The sequence below is a fragment of the Paenarthrobacter sp. 10N417 genome, assembly GCF_056394745.1.
Window position 1 is genome coordinate 36,193 of sequence record NZ_JBFTIL010000001.1, and the last position, 22,048, is coordinate 58,240.

At 59.9% G+C, this 22,048-nt stretch carries 23 protein-coding genes; 11 read left to right on the plus strand and 12 right to left on the minus strand.

Going from position 1 to position 22,048, the window contains the following annotated elements:
- Window positions 1-198 precede the first annotated feature (198 nt).
- A complete protein-coding gene (locus tag AC1DCM_RS00135) occupies window positions 199-564 on the plus strand; it encodes a substrate-binding domain-containing protein (protein ID WP_477517156.1) in 366 nt (121 codons plus the stop codon).
- Here the strand turns inward: AC1DCM_RS00135 and AC1DCM_RS00140 are convergent.
- The 5 genes from AC1DCM_RS00140 to AC1DCM_RS00160 all read right to left on the minus strand — a co-directional run bounded on the left by AC1DCM_RS00140 (window position 561) and on the right by AC1DCM_RS00160 (window position 5,618).
- The gene (locus AC1DCM_RS00140) at window positions 561-2,054 is read right to left on the minus strand and encodes an NAD-dependent succinate-semialdehyde dehydrogenase (protein ID WP_477516938.1); all 1,494 of its coding nucleotides are present in this window, start codon (window positions 2,052-2,054) and stop codon (window positions 561-563) included. The genes AC1DCM_RS00135 and AC1DCM_RS00140 overlap by 4 nt on opposite strands.
- Complete coding sequence (locus AC1DCM_RS00145) at window positions 2,047-2,958, minus strand: alpha/beta fold hydrolase (RefSeq protein WP_477516939.1); 912 nt, start codon at window positions 2,956-2,958, stop codon at window positions 2,047-2,049. Before AC1DCM_RS00145 ends, AC1DCM_RS00140 begins: the two co-directional genes overlap by 8 nt.
- Entirely contained in the window at window positions 2,945-3,355 is a 411-nt protein-coding gene (locus tag AC1DCM_RS00150) for a hypothetical protein (protein WP_477516940.1), read from the minus strand. The genes AC1DCM_RS00145 and AC1DCM_RS00150 overlap by 14 nt, the downstream gene beginning before the upstream one ends.
- Window positions 3,356-3,443: 88 nt before the next feature.
- Window positions 3,444-4,769 (minus strand): MFS transporter, encoded by a 1,326-nt coding sequence (locus AC1DCM_RS00155; protein WP_477516941.1) that lies wholly within the window; start codon window positions 4,767-4,769, stop codon window positions 3,444-3,446.
- Window positions 4,770-4,940: 171 nt separating this feature from the next.
- Complete coding sequence (locus tag AC1DCM_RS00160) at window positions 4,941-5,618, minus strand: GntR family transcriptional regulator (protein ID WP_442017943.1); 678 nt, start codon at window positions 5,616-5,618, stop codon at window positions 4,941-4,943.
- A 151-nt stretch (window positions 5,619-5,769) separates the two neighbouring features.
- Between AC1DCM_RS00160 and AC1DCM_RS00165 the strand changes: the two genes are divergently transcribed.
- Genes AC1DCM_RS00165 through AC1DCM_RS00200 form a run of 8 tightly spaced genes read left to right on the plus strand, consistent with a single transcriptional unit; the run spans window position 5,770 to window position 11,351 of the window.
- Window positions 5,770-6,888, plus strand: coding sequence for an alcohol dehydrogenase catalytic domain-containing protein (locus tag AC1DCM_RS00165; RefSeq protein WP_477516942.1), 1,119 nt, complete (start codon window positions 5,770-5,772; stop codon window positions 6,886-6,888).
- On the plus strand, window positions 6,885-7,637 hold the full coding sequence (locus AC1DCM_RS00170; protein WP_477516943.1) for an SDR family oxidoreductase: 753 nt from the start codon (window positions 6,885-6,887) through the stop codon (window positions 7,635-7,637). Before AC1DCM_RS00165 ends, AC1DCM_RS00170 begins: the two co-directional genes overlap by 4 nt.
- Window positions 7,631-8,542, plus strand: coding sequence for an NAD(P)-dependent oxidoreductase (locus AC1DCM_RS00175; RefSeq protein WP_477516944.1), 912 nt, complete (start codon window positions 7,631-7,633; stop codon window positions 8,540-8,542). Before AC1DCM_RS00170 ends, AC1DCM_RS00175 begins: the two co-directional genes overlap by 7 nt.
- A 28-nt stretch (window positions 8,543-8,570) precedes the next feature.
- On the plus strand, window positions 8,571-9,005 hold the full coding sequence (locus AC1DCM_RS00180) for a carboxymuconolactone decarboxylase family protein (protein WP_477516945.1): 435 nt from the start codon (window positions 8,571-8,573) through the stop codon (window positions 9,003-9,005).
- A complete protein-coding gene (locus AC1DCM_RS00185; protein WP_442017938.1) occupies window positions 8,992-9,816 on the plus strand; it encodes an N-acyl homoserine lactonase family protein in 825 nt (274 codons plus the stop codon). Before AC1DCM_RS00180 ends, AC1DCM_RS00185 begins: the two co-directional genes overlap by 14 nt.
- An 8-nt stretch (window positions 9,817-9,824) precedes the next feature.
- Window positions 9,825-10,139 carry a putative quinol monooxygenase gene (locus AC1DCM_RS00190; protein ID WP_431114755.1) on the plus strand — a complete coding sequence of 105 codons (315 nt, stop codon included), beginning with the start codon at window positions 9,825-9,827 and terminating at the stop codon, window positions 10,137-10,139.
- 12 nt (window positions 10,140-10,151) lie between these two features.
- Window positions 10,152-10,370: a hypothetical protein gene (locus AC1DCM_RS00195; protein ID WP_442017937.1), complete on the plus strand. Its 219-nt coding sequence runs from the start codon at window positions 10,152-10,154 to the stop codon at window positions 10,368-10,370.
- 36 nt (window positions 10,371-10,406) lie between these two features.
- Window positions 10,407-11,351, plus strand: a complete 945-nt coding sequence (locus AC1DCM_RS00200; protein WP_442017936.1) for a zinc-binding dehydrogenase — start codon at window positions 10,407-10,409, stop codon at window positions 11,349-11,351.
- Between the two features lie 99 nt (window positions 11,352-11,450).
- Here the strand turns inward: AC1DCM_RS00200 and AC1DCM_RS00205 are convergent, their stop codons facing one another.
- Entirely contained in the window at window positions 11,451-12,980 is a 1,530-nt protein-coding gene (locus tag AC1DCM_RS00205) for an APC family permease (protein WP_442017935.1), read from the minus strand.
- Between the two features lie 364 nt (window positions 12,981-13,344).
- Here AC1DCM_RS00205 and AC1DCM_RS00210 point away from each other — a divergent pair, with 364 nt between their 5' ends.
- Window positions 13,345-14,073, plus strand: a complete 729-nt coding sequence (locus AC1DCM_RS00210) for a TetR/AcrR family transcriptional regulator (protein ID WP_442017934.1) — start codon at window positions 13,345-13,347, stop codon at window positions 14,071-14,073.
- Window positions 14,074-14,220: 147 nt separating this feature from the next.
- Here AC1DCM_RS00210 and AC1DCM_RS00215 read toward each other — a convergent pair whose 3' ends face one another.
- From AC1DCM_RS00215 to AC1DCM_RS00230, 4 genes are read right to left on the minus strand one after another with little or no spacing between them, the layout of a single operon-like run.
- Window positions 14,221-15,684 carry an amidase gene (locus AC1DCM_RS00215; RefSeq protein WP_477516946.1) on the minus strand — a complete coding sequence of 488 codons (1,464 nt, stop codon included), beginning with the start codon at window positions 15,682-15,684 and terminating at the stop codon, window positions 14,221-14,223.
- Window positions 15,685-15,740: 56 nt separating this feature from the next.
- Window positions 15,741-16,754, minus strand: coding sequence for an ABC transporter permease (locus tag AC1DCM_RS00220; protein ID WP_442017932.1), 1,014 nt, complete (start codon window positions 16,752-16,754; stop codon window positions 15,741-15,743).
- Window positions 16,751-18,292: a sugar ABC transporter ATP-binding protein gene (locus AC1DCM_RS00225; RefSeq protein WP_442017931.1), complete on the minus strand. Its 1,542-nt coding sequence runs from the start codon at window positions 18,290-18,292 to the stop codon at window positions 16,751-16,753. The genes AC1DCM_RS00220 and AC1DCM_RS00225 overlap by 4 nt, the downstream gene beginning before the upstream one ends.
- Window position 18,293: 1 nt before the next feature.
- Window positions 18,294-19,292: a sugar ABC transporter substrate-binding protein gene (locus tag AC1DCM_RS00230; RefSeq protein WP_477516947.1), complete on the minus strand. Its 999-nt coding sequence runs from the start codon at window positions 19,290-19,292 to the stop codon at window positions 18,294-18,296.
- Window positions 19,293-19,539: 247 nt separating this feature from the next.
- On the opposite strand from AC1DCM_RS00230, the gene AC1DCM_RS00235 reads away from it, so the two are divergent.
- Complete coding sequence (locus tag AC1DCM_RS00235) at window positions 19,540-20,226, plus strand: response regulator transcription factor (protein WP_442017929.1); 687 nt, start codon at window positions 19,540-19,542, stop codon at window positions 20,224-20,226.
- On the opposite strand, the gene AC1DCM_RS00240 is transcribed toward AC1DCM_RS00235, so the two are convergent.
- Entirely contained in the window at window positions 20,223-21,524 is a 1,302-nt protein-coding gene (locus tag AC1DCM_RS00240; RefSeq protein ID WP_442017928.1) for a glutamate-cysteine ligase family protein, read from the minus strand. The two genes, AC1DCM_RS00235 and AC1DCM_RS00240, sit on opposite strands and share 4 nt — an antisense overlap.
- Before the next feature lie 104 nt (window positions 21,525-21,628).
- Complete coding sequence (locus AC1DCM_RS00245) at window positions 21,629-22,042, minus strand: GFA family protein (RefSeq protein ID WP_442017927.1); 414 nt, start codon at window positions 22,040-22,042, stop codon at window positions 21,629-21,631.
- Window positions 22,043-22,048: the final 6 nt, after the last annotated feature.

The window sequence follows — 22,048 nt, forward strand, 5'->3', positions numbered from 1 at the left end:
TCAAGGGCACATTTCGGCCATATCTGTGACGCACTTCCCGTTGATCGGCATTCCAGTCCGCCTCTCCGGCCCTTGGTTGCGGGGTCCCCCGTCCGCACGAGGGTGAGAGTGCTTTTGATCCAGCGGTCGCCCTGATTGGGCTGCGTGGGTCGCGGAGCGGCCCACGTCCGTCTTCGTCAGTTCGGACCAACAGGCAGTGTGCTGCTGTGCGCCCTCCACGAAGCTGGCCTGCGAGTACTGGAAGACCTCGCGGTTTTAGCTTTTGATGGCTCACCCGAATCCGAATACACTTGGCCCCGGCTTAGTACAGTCGCCCGGCCCGTGAAGGACCTCGGACCGCCCTGGAAGCCCTCCTGGCCCCCCCGGCTGGAAGCGAAACCCAAACCAAGATCTTCCCCAGCGAACTCGTACTGCGCACATCCTGTGGCTGCCACTGACACCAACAAAGCCATTCCGACGACTTTCTTAGGCATGGAATGGCCCCCGCCCCTGTTGCGAGCAAAGGGCGGGGGCCAGCGTGAGGGCGACGATCAGCGCTTATCAGCGCGAGGACATCGCGTTTAGACTGCGTACGGGTCGGGGATGGCGATGTACTGCGCAGTGGTGTATTCGGCGAGGCCTTCGGCGCCACCTTCCCGGCCGAGTCCGGACTGCTTGACGCCACCGAACGGAGCCGCAGCGTTGGAGATCATGCCGCTGTTGAATCCGACCATGCCGAACTCGATCTGCTCGGCGACCCGTAACATTCGGGCGTGGTCGCGGGTGAAGAGATACGACGCCAACCCGTACTCCGATGCATTCGCGAGTCGGATGGCTTCTTCCTCGGTTTGGAAAGTCGCGACCGGAGCAACGGGACCAAAGATCTCGCTGGCCAGGATCGTTGCATCGTGCGGGACGTTGGCCAGAACGGTGGGCGGATAGAAGTAGCCCGCGCCGTCGCGCGGTGCCCCGCCGGTTGCCACAGTGGCGCCCTGCTCTACTGCTTCGGTGACAAGAGCGTGGATGTCCTTGCGGGCGCCGCCGTCGATGATGGGGCCGACGGCGGTGCCCGGGTCAGTGCCTCGGCCCAGCGTCAGTGAACCCATGGCCGCAGCGAACTTCGAGGTGAATTCGCCGGCCACTGTCTCGTGGACGAGGAAACGGTTGGCTGCGGTGCAGGCTTCGCCCATGTTGCGCATCTTCGCTGCCATCGCGCCTTGTACAGCCTCGTCCACGTCGGCGTCCTCGAACACGATGAACGGAGCATTGCCGCCCAACTCCATCGAGGTGCGCAGCACGTTGTGCGACGCGTCCGCAAGTAGCCGTCGGCCTACCGGCGTCGAACCCGTGAAGGAGACCTTCCGAAGGCGCGAGTCCTTAATCAGGGGCCCCGAGATCGCTGACGCGGATGATGAAGCGACGACGTTCAGCACACCGGCAGGCAGGCCTGCTTCCTGCATCACCTGGGCGAACAACAGCGACGTCAGCGGTGTGAACTTGGCTGGCTTGAGGACCATGGTGCAGCCGGCCGCAATGGCCGGAGCAACCTTTCGAGTGGCCATCGCCAGCGGGAAGTTCCACGGTGTGATCAGCAGGCACGGCCCCACGGGCTTGCGCTGGACCAGTATCTTGTTCTTCCCCTCAGGGGACGTGAGGTACCGGCCGTAATCGCGGACGGTCTCCTCTGAGAACCAGCGCAGGAACTCGGCGCCATAGGTCACTTCGCCGCGTGCCTCAGCCAGAGGCTTACCCATCTCCAGGGTCATCAGCAGCGCAAAGTCTTCGGCCCGTTCGGTGACTAGTTCAAAACCGCGACGCAGGATTTCCGCCCGGACGCGAGGGGCCGTCCGCGCCCAGGACGCTTGTACGGCGTCGGCAGCATCGAGTGCTGCCATCGCATCGGCGCTGGTAGCATCCGCGATCTCCAGAAGCTTCCTTCCGGTTGCGGGGTCTTCGACGACGAACGTACCGCCACCGCTGGCATCGCGCCACTGGCCATTGATCAGCAATCCAGTGGGAACAGTCGAGAGCAGAAGGCGCTCGAGTTCGGGGGTGACAGTGGCCGTTTCAGACATTGTGGGTTCCTTCCAAGGCAAATGGGTCGAGATCACTGACGACCTCTGGGTGGAGCTCATCAAGGATCGGCAGCAGGTGAGTCTTGAACAGCGGGTAGTTCTCGGCCATCGGGAAGTGCCCGATGTCCTTCATCGCGCCACCCTTGGCCCCCGGAATTTCGGCGATGGCATCTGCGGTGTCGGCTGGAGTGCAGGCGTGATCGTATTCGCCCGTGAGAAGGTACACGGGGCAGGCTTCGGTGTCGATCTCGTGGCCCCTTCCCCTCAGGTCCAGATCCTGAGAGTAGAAGTAGGTGTCACCCCGGTAAATCCCCGGGCCACCTTGACTGTAGATCCACCAAACCTCTCGCCGGGAAACCTCAGGGCTTTGCGGCGCCATGAGGCTCGACGTCCAGGTGGGCACAGATTGCTGGGCATTAACATCCGGCCGCAGGGACCAGTCCTGGAAGCGCCCGTTGACCTTGAGCGCTCCTGACAGGCCAATGACTCCGCCGATTTCGTCAGCGTGCCTGCGAGCCAATTCGAGCACGAGGGACCCAGCCATGGAACAACCAATCACTGTCGGTTGATCCAGGTTCAGGGCGGCGGCAAAGTCGCGGACAATAGCGACGTAAGCATCGGCGGTGAGTAGATATTCTTCTTCCCACCACCCTTCGGGTGGGAGTGACCGGCCGTGCCAGGGAAGGTCGAACGCTACCACTCGGAATCGGCTGGTGATCTCCGGATCATTAAGCAGGTGCCGGAACTGTCGGGAATCCGCTCCCGCCGTGTGCAGGCAAAGCAGGACAGGTCCGGTGCCGGCTTCTTCGAAGTAAATGCGCTGCTCCCGGCCCGACGAGCGCAGGTTCACGTAGCGGCCAACGACATCTTCGATGCTGGCTAATGGTGTGTCAGTGCTGGACATGGAGGGCCTTTCCGAGGTCCACGAGGCGTGAGAGGACCCTCAAGTTGCGGACGAGTTCGACGTCGGAACCGCCTAGCGTTACATCCGGGCTGTTCTTTCCGAGCGCAAGTAGGTCATGCAGCAACGGTTTAGGTTGGGGGTCGAAGATCTGTCCCCAGCCAACTGGTGTGGCCGAAATGACAATGTGGTCAAGCGGCAAGTCTTTCCAGGGCGTGGGAATGAGGCTGGAACCGTGGAAGTTCAGGGCAACCCGCCAATGGCCTGGCGAAACGGCGTCAATCCAGAAGTTGCTGTATCTGCCGATGACCTGAAGCTCCCGATCACCGTGCACTGCATTGGCTAGATGGGTGAACCACAATTCCGAAATGGCAGGGGGTGTGCCGGTAGTTGAATTCATGAAATATCTTTCTGCGTTCGGGGACGGACTCACAGTGCTCGGTTGGGAGGCCCGGACAATAGCCCCGGCCCTGCAACCGCGATACGACTCAGATGCTTAGTTCGTCCACGCGGACGGCGGAGTTGGCCCTGCTGTCACGAATTGTTTTTGCAGTGACGATGGCGATGAAACCCAGCGCTGCCGAGATGACCATGTACCAAGCGACCGCGTTGCTGGACTGATACTGCTGAATCAGGAGGGTCGCGATGATCGGCACTGGTGCGGAAGTGACGATGCCACCGAGCTGATATGCGAGGGACGTCCCTGTGTAACGCACTTCCGTGGGGAAGAGTTCTGCCGTGAAACCTGAGATCACACCATACGAGACCCCATGAAGGATGGGAAGCGCGATCACGAGGGCCAAAAGGATCCCCCAAAAGGTTCCCGTGCTGAAGAGAGCGAAGACCGGAAAGGCACCCAATCCCACCAGGACGCAGCCGGTCAGCAGGACCTTCTTCTGGCTGTACTTATCCGCGAAGGTGGCGAAGAAGGGCAACGTGAATACCTGAAGTGAGGCGGCGATCATCAGCGCAACGAAGATCGTGCTTGACGGGATGCCGAGCTGTTTGGGGCCATAGCTGACCAGGAACACGGTTGCGATGTAGAACGTAAAGTTCGGAGCGAACCCGCAGAGAATACCGTGCATGAGTGAGCGCTTGTGGTGCTTGAAGACCTCGAACGCCGGTACCTTGGGGACTTCGTTCTTTTCCTGGATTTCCAGGAACTCAGGAGACTCGGTGACTTTGAGCCGGATCCATAGGCCAATGATGACCAGCAAGATGGAGGCAACAAAGGGAATCCGCCAACCCCAGGACAGAAGCTGGTCCTGAGGCATGAGGGCAATAAGAGMAAAGGTGCCGCTGGAGAGAACCGTGCCGGCCGGGACGCCGGCCTGGGGGAAGCTGGCAAAGAATGCACGCTTGTTGGCTGGGGCGTGCTCCAAAGACATCAGTACGGCGCCTCCCCATTCACCGCCGACAGCGAAGCCCTGAAGGAAGCGGCAGACGACGAGCAGGATCGGAGCCCAGATACCGATGGTCGCGTAGTTGGGTAGCAAGCCAACGACCAACGTGCCAAGTCCCATCGCCAGCACCGACCAAACGAGCATCTTCTTCCGGCCGATCTTGTCACCAAAATGTCCAAAGAAGGCGCCACCGAAAGGGCGGGCGATGAAAGCGACCGCAAAGGTGGCAAATGAGGCAAGCGTGCCTGCGAACGGGTCCAAGGTTGGGAAAAACTGGCTGTTCAGCACCAAGACTGTGGCGGCACCAAAGATGTAGTAGTCATACCACTCAATAGTGGTGCCGATGAAGCTGGCCATGGCGACCTTGGCCGGTGAAGGCGGCGACGCCAGTGTCGCGGATGATGCGCGCATTACGCTCAACCTTTCGAAGCAGAGTTGGAGAACCAGCTAGAGCTGGAGGTCATAAGACCGTATTACGGTCTTATGAGCTTAGAGGCCCTGTGTGACCCACGTCAACCGCGACGAAACAAAAAAGGCCCCGCTTCCGCCATCGGACGGAACGGGGCCAGAAAGGTGCCGGAATCAATTCGCCCGAAGTTTACGCATCTCCCCCAAGGCGGCTTCGGCAGCATTGCGAACATGCTCTTCGCACGCCGAACGGGCTTCATCAGGATCGCGATTGACGGCCGCCGCAGCCGTGATCCGGGTTATCTCAGCGATGGTGCGGGCGTCGCGGCCGGGTGACGCCAAGGAAAGCGTTCGGAGCATCTGCGTCCGCGCATTGACGCTTCGCAACATTCGTGCGATCTCAGCATTTCCCGTGCCGTCCAGAAGAACGTCGTAGTAGCGATCCTTCGCGGCTAGACGCTTTTCGGGGTCTCCTGAAGCCACTGCGGCTTTGACTTCGCCCAATCGGGAGACCAGCTCCGCGCACTGCGAATCGCTTGCCCGCTCCGCGAAGAGACTGCCAGCGAGGGATTCGAGGGCGCGGCGGACTTCGTACAGACTTTCCGCGTCATGGATGCTGAGCGTGGCAACTTCGGGACCCCGATTCGGAACCATTGTCACGAGGCCCTCAGACTCGAGCTGCCTTAGAGCTTCGCGTATCACGGTCCGACTCACGGAGTATTTCTCGCACATTACCGTTTCAACGAGTCGGTCGCCCGGAGCAAATTCCTGGGCAACAATGGCGCGGCGTAGCGCGTTAACCACTTCCGTACGGAGTGGCGCTGCTGTCCTGCGGATAGCGTCAATAGTCATGGCATTCCTTCTAAAGGGTTTCATCATCATACGCGATAATGCCGATAGTGGGACTGGACACACTCGCAAGTATTACTGTAATACTGGATTAGCGCGAAGTGCAGCTCATGAGAAATATGCCGCCGGCGACGGCGGGGACTGGAGTAGAACGATGAAGTTCAGAGGAGCGGTTCTGGAAACCATCGGGGCGCCCACGCCCTGGGAGGAAACAACCCCCATCAACGTTGCTGAATTGACCCTTGATGCCCCGGGCCGCGGTGAAGTACTCATTCGAATGGAAGCCGCGGGAGTGTGCCACTCAGACCTCTCGCGCGTCAGTGGTGTACGCGTCTGCGCAGTACCGATGGTCCTGGGTCACGAAGGCTCGGGCATCATAGAAGAGCTTGGGGAAGACTGCGACGATCTGAAGGTCGGGCAGCGGGTCACGATGACTTTCATGCCGCGCTGTGGTGAATGCGCTGCATGCACCTCCAGCGGTTGGGCACTCTGCCTTGAGGGCACCAAGGCCAACGCGGAAGGAACGCTGCTTCATGGCGACCGGCGTCTCCGCATTAACGGCAAGCCCCTTGACCACCACGGCGGGGTATCGGCGTTTGCCGAGTATGCCGTCGTGGACAAGCACTCGGTGGTCCCACTGCCCGAAGGAGTACCAGCCGACGTCGGGGCCCTCCTTGGATGTGCCGTCCTCACGGGTGGAGGCGCAGTCATCAATGCAGCGAAAGTTCGGGCAGGTGAGTCCGTCGCCATCGTCGGTATGGGTGGCGTGGGCCTGGCCGCGGCACTTGTGGCCATAGCCGCTGGTGCCGGTGAAGTTGTTGCCATCGACATGCTCCCCTCGAAACTGGAAACATCCCTGGAAATCGGTGCAACTGCTGCATATACACCAGCCGACGCAGCAGCCGCCGGCCTGAAGTTCGACGCCGTTATCGAGTGCGTGGGAAACCCTGCCGCGCTTTCCGGAGCCATCGACTTGACCAAGCCAGGTGGCCGAACTGTGACAGTCGGACTTCCACGCCCTGAAGCACGTCTGGAAATCTCGCCGTTGAGCCTGGTGGTTGAAGCCCGGCAGTTGATCGGCTCCTACATGGGCTCCGGTATTCCTTCCGAAGACATAGCCCGCTATGCCCAGATGTACCTGGATGGTGTCCTGCCGGTAGAAAAGCTCATCTCTGGCACCATCGCTCTGGACGACATCAACCACGCCATGGATGAACTCCGCGAAGGCAAAGTCATCCGCCAGATCATTGACCTTAAGGGAAGCGCCTCGTGAATTTCACCGACCAAACTGTCATAGTGACCGGCGCCGGCAGCGGTATCGGCAGGGCAGCTGCCCTCCGATTCGCTGAGCTTGACGCCAACGTGGTCATCGCCGACAAGAACGAAACGGCTGCCCGGGAAGTTGCCGACGAGGCCGGCGCCAAGGCCCTTGCAGTCACCGTCGACGTCAGCGACTCAGCAAGCGTCCAGTCAATGATCAAGACGGTCGTCGATAACTTTGGGGGCATCGATGTCCTCTGCAACAATGCAGGATTCGGTTTCCCCGGGAACGTCCTGGAAATTGACGAGGACAACTGGGATCGCCTCATGTCCGTTAACCTCAAGGGCGTATACCTCTGCTCAAAGTACGCCATCCCGGAACTCGCGAAAACCGGTGACGGCAGGATCGTTAACACTTCCTCGTACACCGCGAGCGTTGGCATCCGCGATCGCGCCGCATATGTGGCCTCGAAGGGTGGGGTCTCTGCCTTGACCCGGGCCATGGCCCTTGACCACGTGGATCAAGGCATTCGCGTCAATGCCGTCGCTCCAGGAACCATCAACTCGCCCTATTTCGACAAAATGATCTCCGAGTCAGAGGAACCGCAAAAGCTCGTAGACGCCCTTAACGGCCGTTCGCCCATGCATCGCATGGGCCGTCCGGAAGAAGTAGCCGAAGCCATTGTCTGGCTTGCCGCCAAAGAGTCCAGCTTCGCCACGGGATCTGTACTCACCATCGATGGAGGAACGTCGACATGGTAATCGCCGACACTCACGCTTCCCTGTTTGTAGGACTCGGCAACATGGGCCGGCCGATGGCCATCAACTACTCCCCCGGCCGCGAACTGTTCGTATATGACACGAATCCTGCAGTCGCCGCGGAGGTAGCCGCGGCGACGAACGGCACAGCACTGCCGGACCTGGAGAACATCCCGTCACACGTGGGGACCGTGATCCTCATGCTCCCCAACAGCCGGATCATTGAGTCCGTCCTGCGCACCAGTCCGGGACTACTTCGGCAACTGGCAGCTGGAACGTTGATCATCGACATGAGTTCCTCCGAACCCGAAAGCACTGCCGCCCTCGCTGCTGAAGCCGCTGCTCTCGGCATTGATTACGTCGATGCACCGGTGTCCGGTGGTGTCGCAAAAGCCCTGACCGGGAAGCTTGCCATCATGGTTGGAGGCGAAAGCACCGCCGTCGAACGTGCCAAACGGCACCTTCGTAACCTTGGTGAGTCCATCACTCACGTAGGGCCCCCGGGAACGGGGCACGCAGCAAAAGCACTGAACAACCTGCTGTCGGCCACCAACCTCGCCGCCGCCGCCGAAATCCTTACAGTTGCCGCGACGGCTGGTATTGCGCCGGAAAAGATGTTGGAAGTCATCAATGGCTCCACGGGGCGCAGCCAGGCGTCGGAGTTCAAGTACCCCCGCCATATCCTGACCGGCAGTTTTGATTCCGGCTTTGCCATGGACCTGATGCTCAAGGACCTCAAGATTGCTAGGAACCTCATTTCCAAGCAGTCCGCTGAAGCACCGATCGTGCTCACTGCGCAAGAAACCGCCGAGAAAGCGCGGGAAATCCTGGACAGTGACGTCCCGGACCACACCGAATTTGCCCGATACTACGAAAAACTCAACGGCACACCGCTGCGCGCCAGCTGATCGCCGCACCATCCGGAAGGACTCCAGTATGACCATTGACCTCAACGACCAGACGGCCGAGGCCCAGACCTACATCGACGATATGGCGCGCAAGCGCGGGTACGTGCTCGATTACCACAAGGTCATGGCCAAGCACGATTTTCCCGTACTTCAGGCGGCGAACCATGTCGTTTCCGCCGCTTACTTGGATGAGCGCACCCTTGACCGAAAGACAAAGGAACTCATCTTCATTGTCAGCCTCACCGTCATGCGCGCGTCAAAGGGCCACATCCAGTCCCACATCCGCGTAGCGCTCGACCTTGGCCTCACGCCGACCGAAATCCTCGAAGCGATCGAGATTTCGCTCCCCGAAGCCGGCGTCGTAGCATTCCAAGCTGGTTTCGAGGCTTGGCGCGGAGTGGTCGGCGCTGACGGAATCGAACCCTCCGTGGCCGTTCACGAGGGCGGCAATGGCGCCGGCTAAGAACGACGGCGGCTACCGGGTTGTCGCCGTTCGCGTCGGGACCCGGGCCACAGAACGCAGCGACATCTACCTTAACTACCGCTTGTACGGGGAAGACGACGGCCCGACCACGGTGGACTACTACTTCTGGGTCCTTCAAGGGTCGGAAGGAACCGTTGTCGTGGACACCGGCTTTGGCGAAGATGCCGGCCGCCGACGTGGCCGCACTCTGCTGTTGCACCCTGCCGAGGCACTTAACCTGCTGGGCATCGCCCCGGCCGGTGTTGATGACGTCATCGTGACCCACGGTCACTATGACCACATTGGCAACCTGGATCTGTTCCCGAACGCGCGGATACATATGGCGGAAGCAGAATACAAGTTCTGGACGTCCGCCACAGCTGGGCACATCCAGTTCTCCTTCTATTCAGAAGACGTCGAGATTGATCAGCTCCGCCTGGCAGAAGCCCAGGGGCGCCTGAAACTATTCTCGGGCGAAACATCACCGGCGCCGGGACTCAGGCTCGTGGAAGTCGGCGGCCACACGCCGGGGCAGGCAGTTGTCTACGTCCCCACCTCGGAGGGCGAAGTGCTGCTGGCCTCAGATGCTGTCCATTTCTACGAGGAGCTTGAGCGGGACATGCCTTTTACGGCAATCAGTGACCTGCCAGCCATGTACGAGGCCTTTGCCTTCATCCGGGAAGAAGTGCGGCAGCGCGGACTTACCGTCGTCGCGGGCCATGATCCAGACGTGCTCACGCGTTTCCGCGCCTGCCAAGAGCTCCCCGCCGGGGCCGGCGTGGCCATCGGCGCATCCCACCAAGACCAATAGGAGACATCATGACCAGCACTTTCAATGTCGTTGCCAGATACAGAACCAAGCCTGGAACCACGGATGAGGTTCTTGGGCATCTGGGAAGAATGGCAGCCCAAACCCGCGACGAACCCGGCAACATCTCCTACGAATTCTTCCGTGGAGTTGAGGATGACCGGAAGATTGTCATCCTTGAGAGCTATCACACTGCCGAGGACTTCGATCTGCATCGGCAGACGCAACACTTCCTCACCATCGGGGCTGTACATATCATCCCCGAGCTGGAAGCGCGGACCGTTTCCACCTATGTCACTGCCAATAGCCCCGCAGAAGCTCCTTAGGAAGGCACGCGGATGGAAACAGCCTCCACCACCGAAGCCCGGACCAGTCAGAACTGGTCCGGGCTTCGGCCTACCCAGAACGTCCTGGTAAGTGAATCTGTTGGCGAGCCGTATCGGGCAACAGTAGACGCGATCACCGAAGACTGCACTGTCATCTGGGTATTCTCCGACACTACCCACCAGCGCAGGGCTTTCGACTACCGCGAAGGCGTCATCGTCTCCCCGGCCTAGTCATTAACCCGCCGCAGAACGCACCCCCGGAGGACCGTGAAACACTCACCACCCGCCACGTCAACAATGCGTGCACTGGCCGTCAGCCCTGAGGCGCCCGGCCGAATCGCCATCCAGGACGTCCCCATGCCTTCAGTACAGCCTGAAGAAGTCCTGGTTGAGGTTCATGCCATTTCCCTAAACCGAGGCGAGATGCGTGCACTTCGCGCTGCGGCCGCAGGCATCATCCCAGGCTGGGACTTCGCTGGTGTCCTCATGGAGGACGCCAGCGACGAACTGACGGCTGGTTCGAGGGTTCTCGGAATAGTGGAACATGGCGCTTGGGCAGAGATGGTCGCCGTGCAGCGAGACTCGATTGCAGCCATTCCTGATGAGCTGACGTTCGCTCAGGCCGCTGCCCTGCCGACGGCCGCACTCACCGCCTTACGCACATTGCGGCTGGGCGAGACGGGCCTCGGCGATCATGTCCTGATCACCGGCGCCTCCGGCGGTGTTGGCCAGTTCGCTGTTCAACTCGCCGCGCGAGCAGGAGCCATGGTTACGGCTCTGGTCTCGAAGGGCACCGACGCTGAGGCGATCAGGGCCATGGGCGCCAAACAGGTCGTATCCAACATCGAGCAAGTCCACGATCGTTTCGACGTGATCATTGAGTCGGTGGGCGGCCACGTGCTTGGACGCACACTTTCCATGCTGGATCCACGGGGCCGCCTGGTTGCCTTTGGTAATTCGTCCGACGAGCCAAGTACGTTCAATGTCCGTGATGTTTACAACGGGGCCTTGGTCAGGATCCTGGGTTTCGAACTGTTCTTCGATCCTCTTCCCTTCGGACGGGACCTGGCGAAGCTCCTGGAGCTCATGGTGCAAGGTGCACTCGACCCGCACGTTGCCGCAGTCCTGCCATGGGATGAAATGGCCGTCGCGCTGGACCGTTTAGAGAATCGCGCTGTTGGTGGGAAACTGATCCTCACGATGAGAGGCTGACGCGAGCCATCGATGCGTAAGTCCGCCAAACGACTAAGAAAAGTAAGCCGCCCCAGCCCGGGGCGGCTTACTTTTCTTATGCGGGAGTAGGCGTCGATCCTAGGCGTCGTCCGCCGTCGTTGAGAGCACGCGGCCGAGTCCTTCGTATGCCGCAGGGCGCTTGGCCTTCAGCCAGAATGCGATGAGGAGGCTGAAGACAAACCAGCCGATGCAGAACCACGGGATGAGACTGACCCAGATGATATCGCCCCCGAGGGAGCTGAGATTCGACCACAGCAGGTAGAGAGCGCCACCCAAACCGAGTGCTCCGATTCCGGGGGCCAGCATGGTCCGCCACCAGTGCGCGTGCATGCGGTGCGCTGGCAGCCGGTGGTACCGGATGGTCGCAATGGAACACAGAATCTGATTGAGCATGACCCAGAAAGTACATGCAATGGCGAACCAACCAAAGACCTCGGAGTAGGCGGCCGTGTTGAAGTCGTTGCCAGCGAATTCCTGGGCCGAAGGAGCCGCAAAGTAGAAAGCCGTGAAAAGTGCCAGAATGAGTGCCGCTCCAAAGAACGTCGCAACGGCAGCGTGGTGGGGGCTTCCATAGCGCGCGTGTGTGTGGCCCAGCTTGCCCGGGAACAGAACACCCTCACGTGCAATCGCGTAGATATAGCGTGAAACAGTTTGGTGGAATGCCAGCACAGACGCGAAACAACCGGTAATCACAAGCCAGTTGATGCAGTCGGCTGCCCAGGCGCCAACATACGTTTGTGCGAGAGAGATGTAGGACTGGCCCAACAGGCCGGTTGTTTCATCGACTACTTTGCCGGTTCCGAAGCCCGTGATTGTTGCCCAAGCCGTGACGAAGAGAATCAGGCCGATGCCAATGACTGCAAGGTAGGTTGCCAGCGGCACAAGTTTCTTGGGGTTCTTGGATTCTTCAGCGTAGTTGGGTACCACTTCGAATCCGAGCCAGGACCAGAAGGCGAAGAAGATCCCGATGCCTGGGGCGATTCCTCCGAAGGCGTTGATGGGGTTGATCGGTTCAAGGCTTACGCCCTCCGGTCCACCGTTGATGAAGATGGCACCATTGACGATGGCAAGAATGATAATTTCCCCGATGAACAGGACGCCGAGAACCTTAGCTGAGAGTTCGACTCCGAAGTACGATGCCACAGCGGCGAGGACCAGTGCGATACCTGCGATGACAAGCCAAGACACGTCCATCCCGAAGGACTGCTTCAGTGCGGCAGAGCCGAAGTAACCGATCGCCCCCAACACTGCCACCTGGACGCACAGGTACCCCAGCATCAGGGATAGCCCTGATGCCAGCCCGAGCGGTTTACTCAGACCGTTGCTGATAAAGCTGTAAAAGCCGCCGGTCGCACTGAGACGTCGTGTCATTGCTACATAGCCGACGGCGAAGCAAAGGAGTACGCCCATTGCGACGATGAATCCGGCTGGAGCTCCAACCCCGTTGCCGAATGCGACCGCAAGCGGAATGTTGCCCAAGCAGCCCACCAAGGGCGCTGCACTGGAGAAAGCCAGCAGAAGAATGCCTACCAGCCCAAGGGAACCGGACTTGAGGCGATGGACTTCTGTCTGTTCAGATGACGCGGAAAGGGCACTGGAAGTTGCCATGGGGGGTCCTTCTTCAAATTTTGGCGCACTGTTGGGGAGCACGACAAAGAACATTGGGAGGATGCGGAACCGTCGTTGTCATGAGACGGAGTTGGACCGCATCGTTCTGCCACCTCCTGTGGAGGGTTTACCGCACATAGGGGTGGCAGATCAGTCGTAGTCAGGCAGGACATCGCTGCGTCCAGCGAGAGTCCGAAAGAATGAAACACATTCATCTTTCATATTTGAAGTATGAGGCATGGCTCACACTTCATGCAATAGGCAATTTCCGGCAGCGACGCATGATCCGTAATGAACGCCTTAGACTGGGCTGAGGTTAAAGGTGAAACATCTACGTATTTGGGCAGGCCGAAGGGGGCGCCAGATGAGTCAGGCAGCACAGCACGAGGTAGACGGACTTCTGCCAAGCCCTGACGGGGTCGATCCCTTGGCGACGTCGGGACCACCGCACTCCCTGTCCGAGCTGCTGACCGAAGCATCCGCCACGGTCGGCGCTCATAGGACGGCCGTACAGAAGCGGAGCCGGTCGAAGATGGAGACAGTGCTGAATGCCGCAATCGATCTTCTCGTCGAAGGCGGGCCTGAGGCCGTCACTACTACTACCGTAGCGGCGCGGGCAGGTGTATCTGTGGGCTGGCTCTACAACTTCTTCGATGGCCGGGAGGCCTTGCTTGAGGAAATCCTTGTATCTTGCCTGCAGGACCTGGATAACCGTCTGGACAAGGTTGATTTCGACCTGGGCGGACCTGACTGGAAACAGAAGGCCGAAGCCGGCGTAGAGGCCCATATCGAATTCTTCAACGAGACGCCGGCCTTCCGTGCTATCTGGTTCTCCACAGAGTTCACCGGCCGCATGATCCGGGCCAACCGTATGCACGACGACGAATTGGCAGCCTTTTTGGCCCGAACCATTACCAACGTCAAGCCCGAAGCGCCTCAGGTTCCGCTGGGCGTTGTGACCCAGATTTTTGTCGGCATGCTGGACAAGGGATTTGACCTTGCGTACCGAGAGTCGCCTGATCGAGGCAACGAGGCGCTGCTGCAGGAAATGAAACGCTCCAGCATCGAATATCTGTCCACATATCTGCCGTAGGATCCCGCGCCCGCGGCCGGCCGAGACAGCTGTCAACGCGTCGGCCCGGACGCGAACGCCCGGGCCGATCCAGAAAGCCGTATTAATTTCAGTTGGGTCCCGGGGCGCGAAAGCCGCCCCAGGAATTCGTCAGTACTCGAGGAATCCCTAGGTGGGACGTGGAGCCGTCAGCTCCCGGTCCCCCAAATGAAAAGGGCGGAGGTGCGACCAGGGCCTGGCGGCTTCGAATGCTGCGGCGGCCCTCAGAACCTTCGCATCCGAGTGAAAACCGCCCGCAATTTGCAGTCCAACGGGCAGCCCTCCCGAGGTAAATCCGGCGGGCACCGTGATGGATGGCGTCGTCATCATGTTGAATGGATACGTGAGCAACCATCCGAGGATCTGCTCCCGGAGCGGCTTACCCTCAAGCCAGCTGGGCGCGAACTGTTCCAGAGGAAAAGCCGCTGAGGTCAGGGTTGGAGAAATCAAGAGGTCGAAACCTGACATGAACTCTCTGAAGGTCTGCCACATCTGACCGCGGTAGAGGTCGGCCCGACCCTTATCTTCTCCATTCAGCGTCTTGCATTGACTCATGATCTCCAGAAGGTTTTCATCCAACTGTCCCGTCATGCTCTGCCAGTCCAGCAGGTCAACCTGGCTGGCAAATCCAGGAAGCCAGACGCCGTTCCACATCGCTTCCTGGGCTCCGCCCCATGACGGAGTGGCCTCTTCGACAACCGCACCAAGTTCCTCGAAAGCGTCCATGGCAGACCTGCAGATCGCCGAGACTTCCGGGTCCACGTAGCCAAGGCCCAGATCTGAGGACCAGGCGATCCGTAGGCCGTCGATCGGCTTCTTGATCACCTCGGTGAAGTCAATATTCATGTCCGGAAGACTGGTTGGGTCTTCGTCGTCCGGGCCAGCCATGACATTGAGCATGAGCGCAGCGTCAGCCACTGTCCGGGCAATCGGCCCATGATAGATCCAGGTATAAAAGCGACCCCCCAGAATTGTCTGTGGGATGAGCCCATGGGTTGGTTTCATTCCGACAACACCACACATTGAAGCCGGGATCCGAACCGACCCCGCTCCATCGCTCCCCTCTGCAATGGGCGCAAGGCCTGCAGCCACAGCAGCAGCCGATCCCCCGCTGGACCCGCCGGCCGAGTAGCCGCTTTTCCAGGGATTGTGAGTGGGCCCGTACAAATGGTTGTCCGTCCCCCCGTAGTAGCCACCTTCGGGCATATTCGTTTTTCCCAGAAACAACCCCCCAGCCGCTTTGAGACGCTTAACGACGGCAGCATCGTGCTGAGCTACGGTTCCTTTCAGCGGCAAGTAGCCGTACGTTGCCGGCAGTCCACTCATGGCGGTGAGTTCCTTGACTGCGAAAGGGACCCCGTGAAGCGGCCCAAGCTCTGCACCCGAGTCCACCTGTGTCTGCAGGCGTTCGGCGTCCGTGTTGACCTGCTCCTCGTCGAAGGTAACGTACGCGTTCAATTGCGGATTCACAGCCTTGATGCGGTCCGTCATCGATGTGGCGATATCGACAGGGGAAAGTTCCTGGCGGCGTACCTTTTCGCTTATATGTGTCGCGCTCATCCAGGGGATGTCTTCAGTGGTGACGTGGTCCATGATTCTCTCCTTGAGTTTGAGGTTTGTGGTGTAGTCGTGGCTGGTCACTGAGCGCGTCACTTGGACCGCTGCACCCAGAAGCGAATTGCCTCAAGGCCGGCGGCCAGGACCAGAACACTGCCCGTCACGATTCCGGCGATTTCCGGCCCCAAGTTGAGTAGCGTTAGCCCGTTCTTAAGGATGGCGATGAGCCATACTCCAAGAACCACGCGAAGGACGCTGCCACGTCCACCGTTGAACGGCACACCGCCAAGGAGCACGGCGGTCAATACGGTCACTTCGAATCCGACCCCAAGGGTGCCAGAAGGGGCGCTGTCCAGTCTCGCCACCTGCAGGACACCTGCAATACCGGCCGCCAGTCCTACTACAACGTAGAGAAGCACTGACAAGCGTTTGACTGGGATGCCTACAAGGTAGGAAGCCCTTGCATTCACCCCGATTGCGATAATTTTGCGGCCAACAGGGAGACGATTCATGGTGAGCAGGGCTGCGCCGATGACCAACAGGGCTGCGAGGCCCAGATAGGACACACCGAAAATGGAGCCATTGCCCAGGATATTGACATCAGACGGAAAGCCGTAAAGCGAATCGGGGGCGAGATACTGAGCAACACCCCGAGTAGCTGCGAGCATTCCCAGCGTTACTACCAAGGGAGACAGTTCCAGCCATCCAATCAGCAATCCATTGATGGCGCCGATTGCTGTACCTACTGCGATTCCTACTAAGAGCCCGGGGATGAGACCGGAACTCAGGAAAGTGAGCCCGGAGCACACTCCGGCCAAGGCCAACGTCGAACCGACGGACAGATCTACGAATCCGGCCATCAGCAACACTGCAGCCACCACGGCCACTATGAAGGTCGGCCCATTCTGGGTTAGTACCGCAAGGAGGTTGCCGCCGGTAAGGAAAGACTTGGTCGCCAGAGAAAAATACACCATGAGACCGAGGGTGGCGGCCGGCATAAACCAGTTGATGCCCTGAAGAACCAGCTTTTTGCCGGCAAGGACACGCTGTTTGGTCCCTGGGCTGTTGCTTGGGGGACTCATGGTGGTGGACTCCAACGTAGTCACTTTGATGTTCCTTCCGCTTCGCCAGAACTGCCCTGGGCAGCTGACAGTAGGTAATTTTCTGTGATGTCTTCGGGGGCGATTTCCCTGGGCACTCCATCCACCAGAACGAAGACACGGGTGGCAAGCGCGAGGATTTCCTCGGGTTCGCTGCTCGCGAAGATCACGCATCGCTCAGGACCGGAGACAAACTCGCGGAGTAATTCGTAGATCTCGTGTCGGGATCCGATGTCCACCCCTTGAGTTGGTTCATCCAGGAGCAGAACCGATGTGTCGCCAAGCTCACCGGCCCAACGCCCCACAACCAGCTTTTGGGCATTTCCCCCCGAGAACGAATCCGCTGGATTCCCTGGAGACATCGGACTCAGCCGGATCCTCCCCGCGGTCTCAAGAAAGGCCGCCCGTTCGCGGCCACGGCTACGAAATCCTCGTGAGAGCTGGAGGTAGTGCGGAAGAAGTACGTTTTCTTCAGCCGTCATGCTGCCGAAAAGTGACTGTTCTTTTCGATCGGAAGCCACCAGGGAAATGCCTGCCCTCAGTGACTTGGACCGAGTGGAGGCAGGGGACGTCCGCGACAGGCTTACGCCGCCTCCCACGGGCCTCCTTACTCCTGCCAGAGACTCCAGAAGGTTCGTCCGTCCCGAGCCCAACAGCCCGAACAGTCCGACGATTTCATTGGCGTGCACTGTCGTCGTCAAAGGCCCCGTGAAGGAGCACTGTAGTGCCTCCAGCTGCAGCATCGGCGCACCTGGTTCGCAGTCTGATGCCCGGCCGGTCAGTGAGCTGCCTGGGGAGATGCCATCAACCAGGTCCTTCATTTCAAGGTCCAGGCGATCCCGGGTCCAGTGCACCCGGCCGTCGCGGAGGACAGTCACAGCGTCGGCGACCTGCAACACCTCGTTCAGCAGGTGCGTCACGTAGATAACAGTGAGTCCCTGCGTCGTGGCCAGCCGGCGCACGAGCCGGATCAGGGCCGTCACTTCATGAGGGCCGAGGGCTGCCGTTGGTTCATCCAAAATGAGCAGGTCCGGTTTCCGTCGCAACGCCCGGGCGATTTCAACGATCTGCTGCTCCCCCACTGATAGTGAACCGACCAAGGATTTGGGGCTTATGTCCACGTCCAAAGATTCGAGGATGCTTTGTGCTTCACGCTCCTGCCGGCGGGTATCGATGGCCCCGAGGACGCTACGACGCTCTTGGCCGAGAAATATGTTGTCCGCGACGGAGAGCGACGCGATGAGCTGAAAATGCTGGTAAATGATGGCGCATCCAGCTTCAAAAGCTTGTGTCGGCGTGAGCCCACGGTATGGGCGTCCCCCGATGACGATTTCACCATCATCGGGACTGGTAGCTCCGCTGAGGCAGCCCAACAGTGTGGACTTCCCCGCACCATTGGCGCCCAGAAGTGCGTGAACTGTGCCCGCAGGAATATTCATGTCAATGCCCCGCAGCACGTGATTTGCCCCATACGATTTGCGGATACCCGATAGCATCAGGCCGAAAGTCACAGACTTTTCCTGGTCCAGAGCGTCCCGTGGCATCTCATTGGCCCTTACGCTCAAAATTCCCGATGAGATCGGCCACCAGTTGCGGGTTGTCAGCCTTGGCCAGAACCGTTGGCGTGACGAGGTTGGTCTCGCCCTTACCCGTTGCGGCGGCCATGGCAGCGTCAACGATGGACGCTGCCAGGGCATCCATGGGTATCGCGGAGCTTGCCCGGTACATGCCGCCCTCCTTGACCGCGGCCAGACCTTCCGGTGAGCCGTCCTGGCCAGCTATGTAGACGGTTTTTGGGTCGATTCCAGCGTTTTTGAAGGCCTTCATTGCGCCTATCGCGGACTCGTCGCTGAGCCCAATGAATATGCGCAAATCGGGGTGCTCGCGAAGGGCGTCTTCGGCAATTTGCAGACCACATGCTTGATCCGTGCAGTTCTGTTCAGAAACGACCTTGAGCCCGGCCGCTTCAATGGCCTTGATGGGAAGTTCGTATCTGGGGCGAGAAGGCGGCAGTGTGGTCAACGTAGTGACCGCGGCTGTTGCCCCGCCGTCGGGGTAGTTCTTCTCGATCCACTCTGTGACATCCGCCGCGATTTGCTCTCCTTGGAGCTTGTTGTCAAATCCCACGCTGCCATCTTGTCCGTCCATGCTGGTCAGATAAGTGAGCCACTTGGTGCCCTGGCTCTGCGCCTGCTTCTGGAGACCGGCGAAAGCCGTCGAGTCGACCGGCCAAAGGACGATGGCGTCTACTTGCTGCGTCACCCAGCTTTCGACCGTGGCGCGCTGGCTTTCCAATTTCATTCCCGTGGTGTTGTCCAGAAGCAGGTCGACGCAACCAACCTTGGTGGAGTACTCCTTCGCCAATGACTTCAAAGCTTTGATCACCTCGGCTTCCCCGATCGGGTGACTGAAGCCGACGGTGTACGTCTTGGAACACTCGCCGTTGGACGAACTGGATGTTGGTGCGCTGCAGGCCGAAAGCGAGGCCGTAGACGCCAGGGCCAAGGCCGCGACGCCGGCAACGAGGGCTGGTTTGAGATGCATGGTGGTGAGCCTCCTGGGGGATGGATTGTGGGGCCGCAGGGTTGTGATTCCTGGGGAGTAGATCCAGCCTAGGAAGGCCGCGCTCTGGCTACCATCGGTGATTTCACGTATATTTGTGATGCGGATCGCTTTTACAAAGTGCGAGCCCTTCATGCGAACCCCAACAGACTTGCTGTCCGGGTCATTGTCGCCGTTGGTTTTATCTGACAACCAATGTGAGCTTTTCCCTACGAACCATGGAGGCCACATGGACTCCGCTTCCCGGGTTCTCATCTTGCAGGACCTACAAAGCGAAGACATTATTCGCCGGCGCAACGCATACTTCGACCTCGTTCGCTTCGAAAGCGGTGCAGGGGCGATCCTTCTGACGTATGTGGATCCTCTGGCGCACACTCACATCGCGGTCGGCAGCTCAGGCTACAGGGACAGCGTTGTGGACTACATCACCCGGGATCTGCTTCTCCACGACAAAGCGGCCAGACAAGCACTGCGGGATGAGTCCACCATTTATGACTGGGATAACCTGCCAGGTTACCGGGCCTCAGCGCCCGCGCTTCTGCATTTCGGACCCGAAGGTTTCAACAACGGAGTCACGATGCCGTTGACAGTTAAGGGACAGATCGTGGGGACTTGCAACCTGAGTACGGATCGCGCGGCCTGGCCGGCGCCTACGGCACCCATGTTGACGGCTCTGCGACCGGTTCTAGCGGATATGGTCGAACGCGCCAGGCAAAGCCGGAGCCTGGGGCTTACTCCGCGTGAGTTGGAGATCCTTCGAATGGTAAAATGGGGCCTGACGGACACCCAAATAGCCAGCGAACTCTTTCTCTCACCACGCACGGTTTCTACGCACATGGAGAACGCAAGGGGCAAGCTCTCTTCGACAACCAGAACACGGGCCGTCGTCGTTGCCACGGACCTTGGGCTGATCTAGCAAATGCCACCATCCAGAGCGCAGCCCTGATCGCGGTCCGACCAAGCGGACGGATCGTCATCCGCAGGCGATAGACCTCGGAGCGTCCACTTTTCAGCGTATTCCTCAACCTGGCTGGCAATGGCCCTCGTGGAAGTGTCGAGCCGAAGCTGGTCCGCAGCCAGCGCCATCAATTGCACGGCCCGGGATGCGATTCCCGGATCGTCGAGTCCTATCCGGGCAGCGGCTTCCCAGTCCGGGGAGCCGGCGCAGATGCCTCTGGCTTGGTCTGAGACAGCGGGATTGGAGATGAGCGCGGAAACGACGGCGGCGGGGACAGCCCACCAGCAGCCGGGCTGGGCATCGATGTATCTGATTTCGAAATACCCTTTGGGCCGAACGTGCGGGAAAAGTGTACTCAAGTGCTGCTGCAAATCTTCAAGGTTTGCTGGCGGCCGGTCCGGTACCACCGCTGTCCCTAGACGGAGCCAATCACGGAACGTCAGACCGGCGGGGGCATGCCACTCCCCCGCTACACGTCGAATCATCATCAGGGGGGCGTCCAGGGCCCACCGAGCGTAGGACACCCCGGGATCCTGGGCCGCGCTGAAATGTGGTACGCCAGTCCTGGCCGGGTCCAGAGCGAGCCACGCTGCGAGCCGTGTGCCCTTCCAACCGCTTCGCCGGCCACCGATCCAGCCGGAATTCGCGAACGTCGCTGCCAGCACTGGCCCCATTGAATACAGCAGGTTCCAGCGATGACGGATTTCGACATCGTCCGCGCCCGCTTCGACGTTGACCTGCACTGACGCGGTGGAACACATCATGGTGGTGCCCGCCGGCGCCCACGGTTCAAAATACTGCTCCATGGCAGCGTAGCGGGGGGCTTGAGTGATCCGCCTGGGTTCGAGATGGGGTGATACTCCGGCACCCACAAGGATTGCGTCCAGATCGGCGGCCTGCGCCCGCAACAATTTGAGGCTGCCATGCACTGACAAAATGAGCTCCTGCAAAGAGGCTTCGGGGTGCGAGCTGAGCTCAAGCTGACCACCGGGTTCGAGCGTAAGACTTCCGCGAACGTCCAGATGACGCAGTTCTGAGAACAAACGCCGGTAGTTGTCGTCAGCAAACGGACGCTGCAGGGACGGGTCTCCGATTCGACCCATGAGCAACTCAAGTTCAAGTCCGATGCGCCCGGCAGGACCGGTCGAGAAGCATGTGCGCTGAATCCACTCCTCGGCAGCAGCGACTGTGAGGGGTACTTCCTGCTGATCAGCGATGGTGCTGTCGCCGCGGAGAAACCCGGTGGAAGTCATCATGCTTTGGTCCTTTCGAAAAATAAAGAAAGGGGTCCGGGTGGACCACCTCCAGGAAGCGATCCACCCAACCCCAACTCCGCGCGGCCTCCCGCGCGCAAGCCCAATCAGGCCGGGATGTCGCCGTCGTACCGCTCGGCACCCGGGAGAGCCTCGACCCATGGCTGCGCGGACCGGCACCAGACTTCCACGGTCGGCTTGAGCCATGACGTGTCGTTGAGTGTYCCCGCCTTGACGAAGGCCAATCCAGGCATCGCGTCAATGCGCCCAACAATTGGCGAACCGCATTCCCCGCAGAACGACCGGTTGGTGTTGGTCTCGTGCTCAGAGCCGACGGTAATAAACGTCTTCACCGCGTCGCCTGTGATTTTCAGCTTTTCGTCGTCAACACCGATGACCAGCGAGTACGCGCCACCTGTCTGACGCTGGCAATCGGTGCAATGACACAAGGCCGTGAACTTCGGCTCGCTGTCAATCGTGTAGGTGACTTCACCACAAAGGCACTGTCCGTCGAGTTTCATGTCTGC